General features: G+C 64.9%; 15 protein-coding genes and 1 pseudogene. 6 read left to right on the top strand and 10 right to left on the bottom strand.

What is annotated here, in order from left to right; all coding sequences use genetic code 11:
• Positions 1-8 precede the first annotated feature (8 nt).
• On the top strand, positions 9-3,206 hold the full coding sequence (locus ACOGI5_RS03970; RefSeq protein WP_419863175.1) for a cell wall-binding repeat-containing protein: 3,198 nt from the start codon (positions 9-11) through the stop codon (positions 3,204-3,206).
• A 90-nt stretch (positions 3,207-3,296) separates the two neighbouring features.
• On the opposite strand, the gene ACOGI5_RS03965 is transcribed toward ACOGI5_RS03970, so the two are convergent.
• The 5 genes from ACOGI5_RS03965 to ACOGI5_RS03945 form a co-directional block, all read right to left on the bottom strand.
• A complete protein-coding gene (locus ACOGI5_RS03965; protein ID WP_419863174.1) occupies positions 3,297-3,545 on the bottom strand; it encodes a hypothetical protein in 249 nt (82 codons plus the stop codon).
• 46 nt (positions 3,546-3,591) lie between these two features.
• The gene (locus ACOGI5_RS03960; protein WP_419863173.1) at positions 3,592-3,855 is read right to left on the bottom strand and encodes a type II toxin-antitoxin system RelE family toxin; all 264 of its coding nucleotides are present in this window, start codon (positions 3,853-3,855) and stop codon (positions 3,592-3,594) included.
• Complete coding sequence (locus ACOGI5_RS03955; RefSeq protein ID WP_419863172.1) at positions 3,833-4,054, bottom strand: YlcI/YnfO family protein; 222 nt, start codon at positions 4,052-4,054, stop codon at positions 3,833-3,835. The genes ACOGI5_RS03960 and ACOGI5_RS03955 overlap by 23 nt, the downstream gene beginning before the upstream one ends.
• A gap of 130 nt (positions 4,055-4,184) precedes the next feature.
• The gene (locus tag ACOGI5_RS03950) at positions 4,185-4,571 is read right to left on the bottom strand and encodes a type II toxin-antitoxin system VapC family toxin (RefSeq protein ID WP_419863171.1); all 387 of its coding nucleotides are present in this window, start codon (positions 4,569-4,571) and stop codon (positions 4,185-4,187) included.
• Positions 4,568-4,807 carry a hypothetical protein gene (locus ACOGI5_RS03945; RefSeq protein WP_419863170.1) on the bottom strand — a complete coding sequence of 80 codons (240 nt, stop codon included), beginning with the start codon at positions 4,805-4,807 and terminating at the stop codon, positions 4,568-4,570. Before ACOGI5_RS03945 ends, ACOGI5_RS03950 begins: the two co-directional genes overlap by 4 nt.
• A gap of 393 nt (positions 4,808-5,200) precedes the next feature.
• Here ACOGI5_RS03945 and ACOGI5_RS03940 point away from each other — a divergent pair, with 393 nt between their 5' ends.
• The 3 genes from ACOGI5_RS03940 (at position 5,201) to ACOGI5_RS03930 (ending at position 6,282) form a co-directional block, all read left to right on the top strand.
• Positions 5,201-5,473: a hypothetical protein gene (locus tag ACOGI5_RS03940; protein WP_419863169.1), complete on the top strand. Its 273-nt coding sequence runs from the start codon at positions 5,201-5,203 to the stop codon at positions 5,471-5,473.
• Positions 5,474-5,801: 328 nt separating this feature from the next.
• A complete protein-coding gene (locus tag ACOGI5_RS03935; protein ID WP_419863168.1) occupies positions 5,802-6,092 on the top strand; it encodes a nucleotidyltransferase family protein in 291 nt (96 codons plus the stop codon).
• A 40-nt stretch (positions 6,093-6,132) separates the two neighbouring features.
• Complete coding sequence (locus tag ACOGI5_RS03930) at positions 6,133-6,282, top strand: HepT-like ribonuclease domain-containing protein (RefSeq protein WP_419863167.1); 150 nt, start codon at positions 6,133-6,135, stop codon at positions 6,280-6,282.
• Positions 6,283-6,311: 29 nt separating this feature from the next.
• Here the strand turns inward: ACOGI5_RS03930 and ACOGI5_RS03925 are convergent, their stop codons facing one another.
• The 5 genes and pseudogenes from ACOGI5_RS03925 to ACOGI5_RS03905 form a co-directional block, all read right to left on the bottom strand.
• On the bottom strand, positions 6,312-6,632 hold the full coding sequence (locus ACOGI5_RS03925) for a hypothetical protein (protein WP_419865505.1): 321 nt from the start codon (positions 6,630-6,632) through the stop codon (positions 6,312-6,314).
• Between the two features lie 201 nt (positions 6,633-6,833).
• A pseudogene (locus tag ACOGI5_RS03920) lies at positions 6,834-6,977 on the bottom strand (helix-turn-helix domain-containing protein); the annotation flags it as partial.
• Positions 6,978-7,952: 975 nt separating this feature from the next.
• Positions 7,953-8,423: an alpha-ketoglutarate-dependent dioxygenase AlkB gene (locus tag ACOGI5_RS03915; RefSeq protein WP_419863166.1), complete on the bottom strand. Its 471-nt coding sequence runs from the start codon at positions 8,421-8,423 to the stop codon at positions 7,953-7,955.
• Positions 8,398-9,099, bottom strand: coding sequence for a DUF3226 domain-containing protein (locus ACOGI5_RS03910; protein ID WP_419863165.1), 702 nt, complete (start codon positions 9,097-9,099; stop codon positions 8,398-8,400). Before ACOGI5_RS03910 ends, ACOGI5_RS03915 begins: the two co-directional genes overlap by 26 nt.
• Positions 9,100-9,126: 27 nt before the next feature.
• Entirely contained in the window at positions 9,127-10,230 is a 1,104-nt protein-coding gene (locus ACOGI5_RS03905) for an AAA family ATPase (protein WP_419863164.1), read from the bottom strand.
• A gap of 445 nt (positions 10,231-10,675) precedes the next feature.
• Between ACOGI5_RS03905 and ACOGI5_RS03900 the strand changes: the two genes are divergently transcribed.
• Together ACOGI5_RS03900 and ACOGI5_RS03895 are read left to right on the top strand one after the other, a co-directional pair.
• Positions 10,676-13,471, top strand: coding sequence for a cell wall-binding repeat-containing protein (locus ACOGI5_RS03900; protein WP_419863163.1), 2,796 nt, complete (start codon positions 10,676-10,678; stop codon positions 13,469-13,471).
• A gap of 278 nt (positions 13,472-13,749) precedes the next feature.
• Positions 13,750-16,509 (top strand): cell wall-binding repeat-containing protein, encoded by a 2,760-nt coding sequence (locus tag ACOGI5_RS03895; RefSeq protein WP_419863162.1) that lies wholly within the window; start codon positions 13,750-13,752, stop codon positions 16,507-16,509.
• The last annotated feature ends 243 nt before the right edge of the window (positions 16,510-16,752 follow it).

Genomic DNA, 16,752 nt, shown 5'->3' with positions numbered 1-16,752 from the left:
CCATGCCCATGGCGACACCGACAGCTGCATCCGCCGACCTCGGCAGCCTTGTGCCGACTCGCTACGGCGGTACCGATCGGTACGAGACGTCGTTGTTGGTTGCCGATGCGGTGGCCACGGAGGCGGGCGACTCGCTTTCTTCGGTGGTGCTGGTGTCGGGGGAGCGCTGGACCGATGCGGTGGTGGCAGCGCCGATTGCCGGCTCGTTGGGCACTCCGGTGCTCATGACGCCGCCAGGGGAGCTGCGTGCTGACGCGTTGGAGTTCTTGCAGCGGACCGGGGTGACTGCCGCGGTTGTGGTCGGGCCTGAGGTGGGTGGTGGGGCGCATGGTGCTGGTCGTGGTGTCTCGGCGGCTGTGCTGAGCGCGCTGGCCCGAGCGGGAATCACTGCGGAGCGGGTTGCGGGCACCGACCGGTTCGGGACGAGCGTCGAAGCGGCCCGCAAGGTCACGCCGGGGGTGATGTCGGGCTTGGGGCCCACCGCCATTGTGGCCAGCGCTGAAGTGTTCGCGGACGCGCTGGTGGCCGGGCCGTTCGCTGCCCGCGGCATCCATCCGGTGCTGTTGTCGGGGCCCGATGCGCTTCCCGCGGAGGTGGCGTCGTATCTGGACACGTCGAGTGTTTCCCATGTGGTGGTGATGGGCGGCACCGGAGCCCTCAGCGCCAGGGTCGAGATGGCCATCGAGGCTCTGGATGTCGAGGTGACTCGCCTCGCCGGTGCGACTCGTTACGACACCGCCGTCAAGGCCGCCGAGCTGGTCACCGGCCGCTACGACACCGCCAGAGCGGAAGCCTGCTTTGCGACAAGCACGATCGGCCTCGCGCGGGCCCGGGTGCCCTTCGACTCGTTCAGCGCCGCGCCGCTGCTCGGCCGGCTCTGCGCGCCGCTGGTGCTCGCGGACCCCACCCAGATCCCTACCGACACAGCAGCGTTCCTGGACACGGCCCGCGAAGCGAACGCCACCGTCGACCTGCGGGTGTTCGGCGGCAACGCCGCCGTCTCCCAAGCCGCGATCAACGCGTACCTCGCCGGCAACGACGGCAACAAGTCCGACGACGATGATGACTCAGACGCCTCCCAGGCCGTACCGGTCGGCCTGCCCGCCGGCACCTGCGGCGGCTCCATCAACGACGAACCCAGTGCATTGCTCGATTCCAGCGATGCAGAGGACCCTGCGTGGTCGCCCGATTGCAGCGAGATCGTCTACTCGTACCGGGGCTCGTTGTGGACCATGGACAACGATGGGACGAACCGGCAGCGCCTCACGGCCTACGACGGCTCGTACTCCAACGAGCCTGCCTGGTCACCCGACGGCAACCGCATCGCCTACAGGCGCGGACACCGCAACGGCGACGGCCACTGGATCTCACACATCCACGTCGTCAATGCCGACGGCACCGGTAGCTCCCAGGTAACGACGGGCGATGTGTGGGACGGGCAGCCATCGTGGTTGCCAGACGGGTCCCGCATCGCCTTTGCGAGTCGCAGCGGCGAGGGTCGGGATGAGAACGGCAACTTCGTCACCTCCACGCAGTACATCGTGACCGTGAACGCAGACGGCACCGGCCGCTCGGTCTTGACCACCGGCGGCCGGTGGCACGGCTCACCCGCCTGGTCGCCCGACGGCGACCGCATCGCATACGTCTCCGAAGGAGTCGTGTGGCTGATCGATCCCGATGGCTCGGATGTCGAGCGTGTTATCGGCGGCGCGTTTTCCGAAGGCGGGCTGGCGTGGTCGCCCGACGGGCGCCGCATCGCATTCGTTCGGGGCGACTGGGACGAGGCGTCGATCATCATGGTCGGCCTCGACGGCTACAACGAACAGGTCGTCACCCACTTGGGCGGCTTCAACGCCATTCCCAGGTGGTCACCTGACGGAGACCGCATCGCGTTCACTCACTACCCCAACGGCCGTCTCGGCAGAGATCGATCTGCCTACGTGACCGGAGCCAGCGGCACACCGACCGGCATCGGCGGCGGCTGCCGTCCCCGCGGCGTCTCACACCCCACGACTGCAGGATTCCCCCTGCCCGCGCACGCGACGCCAGCGGTCGGGACTGTGCGTGTGGCGGTGCTGTTCGTTGACTTTCCCGATGCGCAGGCTGCTCACACCACCGAAGAAGAGGCCGCGCTTGGGCTGTCGTGGGCCGAGGACTACTTGGAAGCCGCCAGCTACGGCAAGCTCGACCTCGAGTACGTACCGCTGCATGGCTGGCTGCGTGCCCCCAACAGTTACCGCACGTATCTCTCCGAATCCGTTACGGGCTACGACGCTGTGCGCGGTGGGTTCTTTGCCGATGCTGTCGCGTTGGCTGACGATCGCGTCGATTTCAGCGAGTTCCACAGCGTGGCTGTGGTTCTGCCGAGCAGCCACTTCTTCGGTGGTTCAGCCGGTCGGTTGGTCGAGGTCGACGGTGTGTCGCTGCCAAGTCACCTCAATCTCGATCTTCCCTTGGACGAGCCAAGAAACCCTGCGGACTGGGGTCTCGTCGGAGCCCACGAATTGGCTCACAACCTGGGCTTGCCCGATCTGCGGCCAGGTTTCGGCCCCGGCGGCGCGTATGCGCGGTCAACTGCACCTGACGGCGAACAATGGATCTCCGCGAATTTCGGCCCGATGAACCTGCTGAGCTGGTTTCCCGCGTCTCGCAACGACCGCCGCCTTCAGCACGAACGGTCGCGTTCCGACGGCTCGACGCAGCAGGGCTATGTGGGGCATGTGCACGCCTTGGAGATGCTGGCTTGGAGTCGGTGGCAGCTCGGCTGGATAGGGAACTCCCAAATGCGCTGTGTCGAAGACGGTGACAGCGAGGCAACGGTGACGCTGGCCCCTGTCGCACAGCCCGGCGAGGGCGTCGCCATGGCTGCGATCCAGATCAGCTCGCACGAAGTCGTAGTCGTGGAGAGCCGCCGCAAGCTCGGCTACGACTTGGGCCATAAGACCTCCTCGACCCGTGCTTGGTCAAACGACGGAGTCGGCATCCTCGAAGCGCTCATTGAGGAAGGCGTGCTGGTGTACACGGTCGACACGCTCTTCGGATCGAACCAGATCCCGACGCGTGTCGCCGGCGACAACGGCCGCTTCGAATTCGACGACTTCCCAGTGCTCCAGGCGGGCGAGTCGGTCACGGTTGCCGGCTACACGATCACCGTCACTGCCGACGACGGCGACACCCACACCGTCACCATCGCCAAAGCCAACTGACCTGCACGGCCGCGCCTCGTTCGATGACAGCGGCAACGGGCACGCCTCATACTCTTTCAGCCCGACCGGACGGCTACTCCCAGGGATTGATCAGGCGGAGGTCGAGGCCTTCGAAGTCGGAGACGTTGCGAGTGGCACGCGCAAGCCGTCGTCGAAGAACGGAATGGGCCGGCTCGAGCGGCGGTCGGGGAGTTCGAGCTCGTAACCCCGCGGCATGTTCTCGACGAGCCAACGGCCGGCATGCGGCGCCTGCGGGAGGCACGACATCAGGTGCTCCGCAAGCGGCTCGCCGGTCTGCTCACGCAGCCAACTGTAGAGCTGGGATCGACGTTTGCTCATGACTCATTCACGAGAATCGGAGCTTTGCTGTACCGGTAGGTGATCGTCACCGGCTGTGGCGGTACGCCTCACGCCGGCGGACGACTCGCACGAAGAGCACGATCAGTTCGCCGTCGAGTACCTCGTACAGCACCCGGCAGTCGCCGACTCGAATGCGGCGCAGGCCTCGCAGGCTTCCTTTGAGGCTGCTGCCGGCGTCTGGTTGGTCGGCGAGGCGGTCTATCGCGTCGATGATCCGTCGACGTTGCGGCTTGGCGATGCGGGCGAGTTCGCGCTCGGCGCTGCGCTTAATCCGAATCGAGTAACGCACGCTTGACCTGTTCCCAGTCGAGTACGGGATCGGACGGGTCGCGCAAGCGCTGCAGTGCGATGTCGAGGTCGTCGAAGTCCTCCACGTAGCGCTCCAGCGCTTGGCGGACGACTTCGGCACGGCTGCGCTGGAGCTGAGCGGCAGCCGAGTCCAACGCCGCCAAGAGTTCGTCGGGGACTCGGGCGGTGATCTGGGTCATTCCTGCCTCCCAAGGAGCGGGCTGCTTCAAGGAGCATACAGCCGTTGACTTCACATGACAGTCACATGATGTCACTGGATCCGATCTGAAGTCATCTGGCGACGGCAGTTGACCTCCTCTTGGGCGGGATCTAGGCGCTGACGACGTCGAGGCCGCGTTCAGCTGCCGCTGCTGCGAGCTTGGTGTCGAAGGTCACGACCGCTCGTGCTCGATGGCTGAGTGCAGTGTCCAAGACGACGGCGTCGGGCAGCCGCAGCCCTGTCTCGGCTCGCAGCGCCGCCCAGCGCACGGGCGCGTCGCGGTCGACATCGGGGATCTCGAACGCCGCGCGCAGCCTCAGCACCGCGTCATGCAGCACACCGAGGCGGGCCGGTGCGATAAGGCACTCGGCAAGCGTGACCGGGTGCAGCCACACGTCTTCGTCGGCGATGCCCCGGTTGATGGCGGCCGCCGGGAGGTGGTGATCGTCGCTCTGGTCGCGCAGCGCCACGACCCAGCTCGCGTCGGCGACGATCACGCAGGCCAGTCCTCGGTGCGGTCATACAGTGCAGCCGAGCCAGGCAGCGACCCGGCCAGCTCTGCTCGGGCGTCGGCGCGTGCAGCCGGCGATCGCCCGCCTCGGGCCCAGTCCAGCAGCACGAGCTGCACCAGCTTCGCCCTCGGAGCGCCTGACCAGCGCTGCGCCGCCGCATCGAGCACCTCGGCGATCTCGTCCGTCTCGGTCACCGGGTGACGAGGCCGCGTGGTAGGCACAGCCACAAGTGTAACACCAGGTGTCACACCGCGCCCTGCTCGTCACCGCAGGAGCAGGCAGGTGGGGTTCAGCCTCGCAGCCACTCTGTGACGGCTACGGCTGCTGCGAGCGCTGCCACGGGCCTGAAAACGCAGGCCCGCAGTAAGATGTCTGCCAGAGCTGTCCTGAGCGGGTGACCGCCAGGAGCGAGAAGTGCCCCCCGTCAACGGGGGGCACTTCTGCGCCCCGGCAGCGCAATGCCGAGGGCAGCCTGGCGTCGATCGGGACGCTGGATACGTCCAGCGCCGTGCGGCGGCGTCCATCGGGCCTCAGCGATTTCACCGCGTTGTCATACCACTGCTTGAGGACCGCTGATCCTGAATTTATTGGGACGGAGGCAATAGCTCTCAGGCGTGTCAGCAGGGGTTCAGCGCTGCACCGGCGGACGGTCCGCATGGCGCCGCCATCCGTCCGTCAGCGGCCCTGCCAATCGATGGATCGGCGGCGCGGGCCACGAGCTCGCACACGCCCTGTACGTGCCGCATCCCCCAGGCTGCGACGAGGGCGAAAGCGACTGCGACACTTGGGCCCTGACGTGGGCCGGCTATGTGAATTACCCGCACACGTACCTGCGTGACGACGAGAAGGCACTCCTGCTGGAATCGTCGTTCATCACACAGCCATAGCCGAACACCGCAAATCGCCCCTGAGCGCTCGGCCAACTCGGCGGCTCGCGATTCCGGATACATATGCTGTCGGTGTCTCGCAGTGCTGTTCTGCGAGGAAGACGCAAGCCCCGGAGGGCCAGTCCGAGGCTCCGAGAGGAGCGACTAGGACGGGAGCCGGGGCTTACGCATCTGTCGACGCCCAAAAGCCGAGCGGGCGGCGCGTTGGCAGCGTTCGCCGTCTGAGTCGAGCAGGTCGACGGCGACGACCGGGGCGGGGGCGACCAGTTGGCCGGCTTCGAAGGGCCAGTCGTCGATCTGGCCGAGCGGAAGCGTTACATTCGACACGGTGAACAGGCGCGAGCAAGTTGTTGGCCGGCTCCGAGCCGAGATTCGAGTTGCAGCGGCGCGCAACAGGGCGAGCGCGATTGCGCTCGTGGGTTCTGTTGCCCGGGGCGATGACGACTCAAACAGCGACTACGACTTCTTGGTCGACTTCGACCAGGGCGTCACGCTCTTTGACATCGGCGGCCTCAAGGCCGATCTCGAAGATCTCCTCGGCGCGGAAGTTGACGTTGTGCCGCGGTCATGCCTGCGGGATCGTTACCGCACAATGCTCGCCGACGCGATCCCACTGTGAGTCGCAGCGATACTGAGCGGGTCGCAGACATTCTCGCTGCGTGCCAGTAAGGAAGGCCAAGTCGCTTCGCAACCTGCTCATGCACGAGTACTTCAGGACGGAACCTGAGATCCTGTGGGACACCATGGTCTCCGAGATCCCCGAGCTAGCGCGATTGCTGAGTTCCGGGGCATCGCCTGCCGACTGTTGATGCGACCGTCCCGCCAACGGTGCGGTCGGTCACGCTCTGGCCAGGAGTTCGCGGGCGGCGCGTTGGGAGCGTTCGTCGTCTGCCTCCAACAGGTCGACGGCGACGACCGGGGCGGCAGCGACCTGTTGGTCGGCTTCGAAGGGCCAGTCGTCGTCGCCGACCACTCGCAGTCGCACATTGGGTCTGTCTGAGTCCGCATCGAGAGCGAAGCGATCGGCCAGTTCGGCGACTAGCGATTCCCGCACGTACGCCTCGGACTGATCGCTGACCACGAGATCGACGTGGTGGTGGTTCAGCGCGCTGACCCCACTGGCGACCACGCTGGGGTAGGAGAGCATCTCTGAGTGCACCGCTGGATGCGCATAGAACCAGCGGCTGTGGGCCCGGCTCGACAGACGCTTGGCGAGTGGTTCGAGCCCGACCTGCAGTCGCTTCTTGGCCCGCGATCGGTCGACCGGTGACGCCTGAACGGCGTCTCCGTTAGCGAGAGCCAGGACGTACCAGGCTGAGGACGGACTCCAGGGCCGGCCGACGCCGGGCTGGGAGCGTGCAAATCGTTGGACGTCGGCACGGTCGAGCACCCATGATCGTCCGATCCGTCGGCCGCTCAGCTGTCCTGCGGCAACCAACTGATAGACGCGCCGGGGACTGACCTCCAGTTGCCTTGCAGCGTTTGCTATCCCGATCGGCTCCATATCAAAATACTACTGATAAAAGAAGTAATTTGCAATCCAAGTCACAAGGCAAAAGGAAAAACAGGACGTGCAGTCCGATAAGCGCTCTGTCGTTTGTGGGACGCATCGTGACGCACTACAGTCATGGCACTACTCCCCGCCTTCCCGGTTTTGCCGGGAATGGCGGGGCATATTTTTGGGCGGTCTGAAATTGACACGAGTCGCGGTGTTCATCGACTATGAGAACACTCGATTCGCCGCCCGGGACGTGTTCGGTGACCCGACGCGGGATCCCTACACGTTCGGGCATGTGCTGCCTCTTCGGCTCGGGCTCATGCTCAAACAACTCGGGGAGAGAGTCGATCCCACCCGTGAGCTGACTGCTGTGAGGGTCTATCGAGGTCGGCCTGGGCCTAAGGGCGGCCCACGCGCACAGGCGGGCTCTGCCCGACAGTTCACGGCTTGGGAGTCCCAGCCTCTGGTGACCGTACGCAGTCGCCCGCTGCGGTATCAGCCCACTGAGTGGTCAATGGGGAAACCCATAGGGTGGCGGGCCGAAGAGAAGGGCATCGACGTGATGATGGCGCTAGATATCGCTCTCGGCGCCCGCGATGACCTCTATGACGTCGCCGACGCCTCTGGAACCATGCCCTTGACGGACATCGATTCGCGCAGGTGCGGGACGACACCGACTACACCCTCACCCCTTAGCGGCGTGGCCGGCTCGGACTGGCGCTATGCGAGACCGGGGTTGACTGTCTCGGCACCGTACGACTTGCATTCGCTGACGAAACCGGGCAAGCTGTGCCCACTCTTCCCCGCCGTCCACCACCGCTCAGCGGAGGTGCACTGGCGGGGCTTTATCTTTCTGTGCTGAGATCGCAGCAGCGTGGTGGTCGCCAGCGGCGAGGTGTTCGCTGATGCACCGGTTGAATCGCCCCGGTTTTGGTGGAGGCTCTGGGGGTCCCTGCGCTTCGTGGAGGCGGGTTACTGGATTCATGCTGCCGGTCTGTGTTGGCTCGGGCCGGCGATGGTGCGGAAGGTGATCGAGATGCGTCGATGACGGGCGATCTTCTGCCCATGCACGGTGTCCGTGCGCCGCTTGGCGATGCCATGACGCCACTTCCAGCGTGCATCCCCATACAGCAGCACGAGGCTGCGGGGCTCTAGGCGGTGCACATGCTCGTCGCCGGTCTCGTCACAGCAGAAGTCCATGCTGACTGCCGACCCCAAGCTCACGGTCGCCACAACCGGCCCGATGCGGGCTGACTCGTCGAGCCTGCGGTTCGAGTAGTCGTACTTGTACCCGTAGTGCTGCACCCGCCGAGAGAGATCAGCGAGCCATTCGCCTGCATCGATGCAGGCGATGAGCTCGGCTTCCTCCTCCGGCGACAGGAAGTCCGGCAGATACTCAAGCCCCGCAGAAACGACAGCCGTGTCCTCAGTCAGGCTCGGTGCCGCTCGCACTATCGGCCGTCGAGTACGCGGGCTCGAACAACCTGGTGAACCAGGAGACGAACGGTTGCGATTGAGGATGCTGCGGGTCGAGCAGTCTTCGCATGACGGCTACGTGCAACTGGGGTCCGGGTTCGTCCTGCCATGCGAGCCAGGTATGTACCACTGACTTCGTGAAGTCCTCATCCCGCAGGGGCGCTCCTCGTTGGCGAGCTCCGTCGACACTGTGTCGGGCGTACTCCACAAGTTCGGTCGCATCGTCGGGGGTCAGGTCGAGCAGGAATTCCTCCACAGCGCCTTGCTGACGGTTGTCGGGCATGATCCAAACGCCGAGCCACGATCCGTCTGCACGTTGTCGAACGAAGCCTCCCGCAGGAATTTGCTCAGGCAGATCACCCATGTCCGGCAAGTCGGACGCGCATCGTTGCCGGATTGCTTCCCAGCGCCCGGACGCGTTGCCGTTGGCGTCGACAATTACGCCAAGCCGTTCAAGACTGGTGGACTTGAAACTGCTGGACTTGAATTCGGTGGAAAACGCGCCCCTCTTGAGGATGTTCGTGACGCCGCCAAGGCTGACTATGCGCGGCACTCGAGTTCCGATATCAGCATCGTCCCATGCGACTCCCCGCGCCTTCATGAGCTGCGGGATCAGTCGTCGTTCGGTTGCTCCCTCCACGAGCAGCTTCATTGCCGGTGCTGGCTCTTGAACTGCCACCTAGCGGACCTCGAGGCCGCGCTCTGCCGCCAGCGCAACCTCATGCTCGCTGAATTGAATGCTGCGCTTGCCGTTGCCGGGTTCGAGCCGGTGAATCGTCAGATCCCCCGGCGGATCGGCGTCGGGGTCAGCCACCGAGGCGAGGCTCTCGTAGCAGTCACGGCTGTGGGTCGTTGCGAACACCTGCACATCCAAGGATTTCGAACGCTCTGCGATCATCGTCCACATCTTCTGCATCACCGTGTAGTGCAGGCCCGTGTCGATCTCATCGACCAGGAGCACTCCGCCTCGCGCTCGCGCCAATGCCAGCGCCAAGCCGAGCAATCGCCACATTCCGTCGCCGACACTCCCGATGGGAACGCGGCCCTCGATGCCTTGCATCCGCAGCAGGATCCCGCCTCGAGCGCTGCCGCCGTGCGGCGCACGTCTTGACGGGAGCACTGTAAACCGCTCGACGCGGGGTTCGACAAGCCGCATCGCCTCGACTGCCCGGTGTTCAGCGTCGGTCAGCACCACATCTTCGAAGATGTCACTGACATCACCGGGAACCAAGCCGCCGGTGCCGATGAACTGGACACGTGGGACATCGTCGCCTGCATTCCAACTAGGCCGGGACATCTGCCGAACTGGCAGCATCCCATCAGCCGTCAAGGCTGCCCGGAATCTGCTTTCTCGTTCACTGGATGCCCAGACGAGGCGTGCCGGCGATGCGTCCTCTGCGTCGTCGTCATATTGCAGCGGCAGGCCTCCCATCGTCCCTTGCCCTGTCTGCACAGATAGTTCCGCCACGACTGTCTCAAGCTGCGAACCCGAGCCGGACTGTTGCCCCGACAAGCGAATGCGCTGTGACATGTCGCGGTACGAGAAGAGCTGGGCGATGTCGTACACGCGGCCCTGGTCCTCGTCGGGCAACCATTCGCCACGCATTTCAAGCAACGATCGCAACACCCGATAGTCGCCCGCAGAGTGCAGCAGCCCGATGGACTCGAGCACCGAGGTCTTGCCCGAGTTGTTCGACCCCACCAGCAAGTTCACCCGGCTCAAGCCTTCAAGCCGTATCTGTTCGAGACTCCGGAAGCCGCTGATCTCAATTGATGAGTACACGGCACTGCCCCCGGGCCGAGGCCTGACTAGCGGATCCAACCCTACCGCCCTGCTTCCGTACGGGTCTGCCTCGCTCTCCACAGCCGCGGCCCATGGTTGCCAGCCAAAGTCTGCGAGTGAAGCCTCGCGCGAGCGCTGGAAAATCGCCTCAGGAGGGGCCGAAAACGCGCCGCGGGCAGACCCTCGCGCGCCTAGGCTCGCAACAGGTGCAGTGAAGGATCTTTTGCATTGCGCAGCCGGGAAAGAATCCGTACCCTTACAGGTTGCCGTGTCACAGGGAACGCCCTGCCGCGGTTCTACTTGTCAGGCGGGAGATCGGTGCCACGAGGCCCCGTGCCCGGACACCAATAACCCAATAATTCCAAGCAGGAGGCTCGGAACCTTGACTATTCGAACGAAGCGGCGGGGCAGGCGCTCCCTCGCTGCGATTGCGGCAGCGTTGCTCATGGCATCGGTGCTCGCGGTCGTAGCAGGCGCTCCAGCCCAAGCCGCAAACACAGCCAGCGAGGCGCTGGTCGACACGAACGACGACGGCAAGCCCGACGCTCGTGAGTTCGGCGGGCGCGATCGCTATGACACGGCGAACCGACTCGCTGCCAACTTCGGCAAGGCCGAAGGCTTGGGCAACGTGCCGGTGGCGTTCGTGGCTTCGGGCTACAAGCTGGTGGATGCGATCTCGGTGGCCGGTCTGGCCGGCTTCCTGGACGCACCGGTACTGCTGACGCCCATGGAGAGCCTCAATGGCGGCGTGGCCGACTTCATCGAGGACTACGGCGTTTCGACCGTCTACGTGCTCGGCGGCGCTTCGGCAGTGTCCGACTCGGTGGTGGAAGCCATCGAAGCACTGGCCAACGAGCCCACGGTCAGCCGCATCGCTGAGTCCGACCGGTACGGCACCGCTGCTGCAGTGGCCTCACGGCTTGGCGGCGGTGCTTCGTGGTGCGGCGGCTCGGAAGCCGCGGCGATCCTCGCGAACGGCGGCGACGTGTCGCTGGCGTATGCGATGGCGATCAGCCCCGTGGCCAACCGCCTGCAGCTGCCGCTGCTGCTCACCGCTTCTGATGAGCTGCCTTCGGCTACTGAGGAGTTCATCACCGGTCAGGACATCGAGCATGTCGTGATCATGGGCGGCGAGTCCAGCGTGTCCGACGACGTGTCGGCGGCGCTGACCTCCGCTGGTGTTGACACGGTCACCCGCATTCCGGGTGACACGCCGGCAGAGGCATCGGCTGAGCTGGCGAAGCTGACCACCAACGGCTGCAAGACCGACTTGGGTCTGGTGTCGAGCAACACCGTGGCGCTGGTCGCCGAGAGCGGCCTGCCTGACGGCGTGGCCGCATCGCCGATACTGGCGTCGAGCTACCAGAACGGCAGCTTGGTGCCGATGCTGGTCGTGGACGACATGCTGCCGGCTGCGGTGAGCGATTACCTCGCTGCGACGCCGCAGCAGGTTGGCGGCAACAAGCTGCACCTGAACATCGTCGCCATCGGCGGCACCGGTGCCGTGAGCGCGAGCGTCATGGATGCGGCAGTTATGGCTGCTGCCTCCGCCGACCCGCTGACTGCGTCGATCACCAGCAGCGCGAATGTGGAGGGCAGCACTACAGAGTGGAAGCCGCCGCAAGTGGATGACATGAGCGTCGTGCTGCGTTTCAGCGACAACATCGTCGCTGACGCTGATCCCGCTGCCGACCCGTCAACAGGTGACCTGACCAACCTGATCCGCGACAATCTGGAGATCAACGGTGCGCCGGTTCGGCTTGGCTCAGGTGATGCCATCAGCCGCGTCGACGGAACCGGCGGTGCCTGCAGTCCTGACACTGTCACGGTGACCCTCGCCTCAGCGCTCAAGGCTGGCGATGTGATCTCGCTCGCTGGTGGTGCCAAGTTCGGCAGCGCCATGGACCAACGGACGGTTGCCGGCACCTCGGTCACTGTGCCCGCCAAGGCTCGTGACAGCGGCGCCCCAGTGGTGAGTGTTGTCGCCATCAAGGCCACCGCAACCGGCGTTTCCGATGTTGCCAAGGTGCAGTTCACGGCGACGGATCTCGACACCGCTAACAACAACAACACGGTTGACACCAGTGAGATCGTCATCACCAGCACCACCGACAAGGAGGTGACTGACGGTCTGACCCTTGCCAACAATGGAGACATCACGCTGGTGTCCCCTGCTGAGTTTGCGGTCGGCGACCGGATCACCATCAAGAGCGGTGCTCTGGTGGATACTGCTGGCAACAAGAGCCGTGCGCGCACCTTCACTGTGCTGGCTGCTCAGGCGAGCCCGCGGATCACTGCGGTCACGATGAGCGATATGAAGCACACGGCGCAGGCTCGTGCGATTATTCCGGCGACCGTCACCGGCGCGACAAGCAACACCGATCCGACCGCCGATGGCTTCGACGGCATCACGATCACGGCCAAGAAGGGCGGCGCCGCTGACGGTGCCGCAGGCAACGGCTGGACGATCGCGTTCGACCGGGCAACTGCTTGGAAGGCCGATCCCAAGGCTGAGGTCGACATCGACGTGCGGGTCAACGCCAAGGATCGGCTGGTGTCGGTGCGGTTCAACGCCGGCAACGCCAAGTTCGCCGACCTGAAGTCGGAGCTGGAAGCCAACAGCGCATTCGACGCCATGTTCATGGTGAACCTGCCTGCTGATCCTGACAGTGGTGTCTGCGGTGCGACAGCCAACAACCCGCTGACGATTTCCACCGTTGAACGTGGCGGCTCAGTTCCGACCAGTGGCGGCACGACGGCAGTTGCTGTCGAGGTCAGGTTCAACGCCTACGCCAACTCCATCGCGGCGCTCACTGAACTTGGTGACGACGTCTTTGATGAAGCTGCCAAGCGGCACCGCACCGACGTGGACTCAACCCTGGCCGAGACCGGTCTGGTGTCTGCCATCAGCGGCATCACCGGTACCCGGCTCGCATCATCACTGGTCAACGATGCCGATGGCAACCCCGGCAGTGATACTACTGTTGCCGCCATCACTGGTCCGGCAACAATGGCCCGCTACGAGCTGGAAACCAACAACGGGCTGCTGCTGCCCAGGGTCCGTGACTTGGTGACCACGCTGGCTGGCTCGGTCGATGGCGCGACTCCCGACAATGCACCGGTTGCGACTGGCTACGCAATCGATGACACGTCGACGGAGAACGCCAACGAGTTGGAGAACGCGGGCTCTCAGGTCCGCATCGGCCAGAGCAGCAGTGTCAAGGCACCTGACTTCGAGTAGGTGCTCGCTGCACAGTTGATCTGAACCGTCGGGCGGCCTGCCCGCCCGACCGGTACAGCCCAAACTGAGAGGGACCCCGGGGCTGATGCCCCGGGGTCCTTCGCTTCTCTGCAGAAAGTGCCACCGGCGGGGCGTCAATGGGCGTACCCTTGCAGGGCAGACATCACCCGCGCCTCGCTTTGTCGGGGCGTGTCAGCGTGCGTTCCCCGTGAACGTGACACGCTGTGTTTCAGGTGCTATCACGATGCGTTCGGCGCTGAGCGAGGAGCTACGAGGCTATGACGAACACACCCCGCACCACGCGACGCCCCCGGCGCGCCATTGCTGCGATCACGGCAGTGCTGCTGGGCGCCTCCGTGCTGGCCGTGGCGGTGGGCAATCCGGCTCAGGCCGCGAACACCGCCGGTGAGGCGCTCATCGACACCAACGACGACGGTGTGCCTGACGCACGTGAGTTCGGCGGGCGCGATCGCTACGACACTGCGCTGCGACTGGCCCAGAACTTCGGCAAGTCGAAGGGCTTGGGCGCACTTCCCGAAGCGTTCGTGGCGTCGGGTGACACGCTTGTGGACGCGGTGGCGGTGTCCGGCCTTGCAGGTCACCTGGACGCTCCAGTGTTGCTGACGCCCACTGACAGCCTGCCTGGCGCGGTTGCCGGCTACCTCGAGGACTACGGAGTTCAGAACATCTATGTGCTCGGTGGTACGGCAGCAGTGTCCGACGCGGTAGTTGAATCGCTTGAGTCGCTCGACCACCAGCCGACAGTGGCGCGTATCCGGGGTACCGACCGCTATGCCACTGCCGCCGAGATCGCCTCCAGGCTTAGCGGCGGCACTGCCGGCGGCAACGTGTGGTGCGGCGGCGAGGAAGCTGCGGCGATCCTCGCAAATGGCGGCGATGTCTCACTGGCGTACGCCATGCTTGCCGGGCCGATCGCCGCCCGGCTGCAGCTGCCAGTGCTGCTGACAGCGCTCGACGAACTGCCGGATGCAACTCGAGACATCATCAGCGATCAGGACTACGAGCACATCGTGATCGTGGGCGGCACCAGCAGCGTGTCGGCAGATGTCTCGGCCGATCTGACCTCGGTCGGGGTCAACACCATCACCCGCATCCCCGGCAACACACCCGCTGAGGTCTCGGCAGAGCTGGCTGAGCTGGCCACCAACGGCTGCCGGGGTGACCTTGGCGGGGTGTCGGACACGACGGTCGCCTTGGTCGCAGAGAGTGGCCTGCCTGACGGTGTCACCGCGTCGCCGGTGCTGGCGGGCTCATACCGTTCGGGTCAGTTGGTGCCGATGCTGGTCGTAGGCGGCTCTCTGCCGGGTGCGATCCGCGACTACCTGGCTGCGACACCGCAGGAGGACTCGGCCGGCAACAAGCTGCACATGGACATCGTGGCGATCGGTGGGCAAGCCGTCGTCACACCGGGCACCATGAATGCGGCGATTGATGCCGCTGCCTCGGCGCCCGCGCTGACCGTGAGGATCGTCTCGCCCACCGACTGGGACAACGACGGCGAGATGGACGACGCGCCGCGCGCTGGAGAGGAATCATTCCAGCTTCGCTTCAGCGATGACATCGCAGGCGACGCCGACAACACCGCAGCGGCGACCGTTCAGCTGCGAGCGCGGCTGCTCGATGTACTCCGCATCGCCGGCGTGCCGGCCGTTCTAGAGGATCAGGCCACGTCGCCCTTCGGCGTGGACTTTGGCGGCAGCAGTGTCGACTGTGTTCCCGACGTGGTGACGGTGAATCTTGCCTCTCCGCTGACAGCAGGCCAGTCGATTGTCATCGCCGGCACGTCGCTCGAATTCGGTGCGCAGTCGGACAAACGCCCGCTCGCCCGCAGCTCCGTCTCGGTTGTCAGAAAAGAGCTGAGGTTGCCTACGTTCGAGATCATCTCGATCATCGGCCAGAGCACGTTTACGGTCATCGCGAAGGACAGTTTGAGCACTGACACTGGCCTCGCCAATGGCGAAGAACTGACCGACACCGAAGTCACGGTGACTTCCGGCGCCAATCTGACCGTCAGTAGTGTCGGGGGCGGCGCGGTGGATACCTCCAGCGGCAGGGTTACCGAGCACCCCTTCACCGTGAACATGAGCAGGGCCTTGGTCAGCGGCGACCGGATCAGGATCGCCGCGAAAGCGATCATGGACGACGCCGGCAACTTCAATACCGAGCGGAACAGTCCTACGCCCATCTCGCCGACCGACAACGTGCGTCTGTCGAACGTCCGGGTGAGCAGTCACTACCACGATGTGCAGGCCAAGTACGCGGTACCGTCGGCACTGACCGGCGGCAACGGCGCGGAACTTGGTGCAGAGGACGTGTTCTTCACGGCGAAGCCCAACGGGAGAGCAGGCGGCGCTAACGGCAATGACTGGACGTTTGATTTCCGCAAGGCGAGCACGCACAACCCCAACAGGCCCGTCAGCATTGAGGTCTTGGTGGACGCCAGCGGCAAGCGTGCGTTCATCACGTTCGTCAACGGCAAGCCAAAGTTCGCCGACTTGACGGCGGCATTGAGGGCGCACAACGTTTTCAACAGCCTCTGGGATGTCAGCGTTGACAACGTGCAGAATTCGTGTGTGTCGGCCAACAAGGAGCTCACGGTGGTCGCAGCCACCACGGCATCTGGCGATGAAACTGCGAGTGTCGACAAGGTCCGCGACGGCAACACCAAGATGGCTATCGAAGCAACTTTCAACGGCTACGTGGCGGCGGTGCACAGCAGCGAACTGCTCGCAGACATTTTCGCACCCACGGTTGTACGCGTACCAACGGCGACGCTGGCCGATATCAGCCTGGACGGCCAGACCGATATCCCCGGACCAGTCCGGACCGTTCGCTACGTGGCGTCAACGGAGGACGTGACTAGATTGCCGAAGTCCGGTGACCGCATCGATGTCACGGCGGACTCCATAGCCGACGGCTACGCAGAGAACGACGTGGACACCACCGACATAGACGAGAGTGTGAATCGCGCTCAGACGAACCTCAGCATCGGAAGCGGCGCAGCCGTACCGCGGTAGCCGCCGTGGCGGCCACTGGCCGGCTGAGCATTGCGCTCAGCTAGCCCACCGGCCAAACCAAAGCAAGAGGAGCCCCGGGGTACCGGCCCCGGGGCTTCCCGCGCCCCCATGACTTCCACGACCGAATCAACCGCCGCTGTGGCCGTTGCAACCAGCTGCGAAGCATGGCAGCCTTTGTCCAATCTTCCCCGCCGTCCACCACCGCCTAGCGGAGGTGCACTGGCGGGGCTTTACTTTTTTTGT

Source organism: Candidatus Poriferisodalis sp. (assembly GCF_965208925.1).
Classification (GTDB): domain Bacteria; phylum Actinomycetota; class Acidimicrobiia; order Acidimicrobiales; family Poriferisodalaceae; genus Poriferisodalis.
Note: the sequence above shows the minus strand (reverse complement) of the source record. Positions and strands in the feature narration are given on the sequence as shown.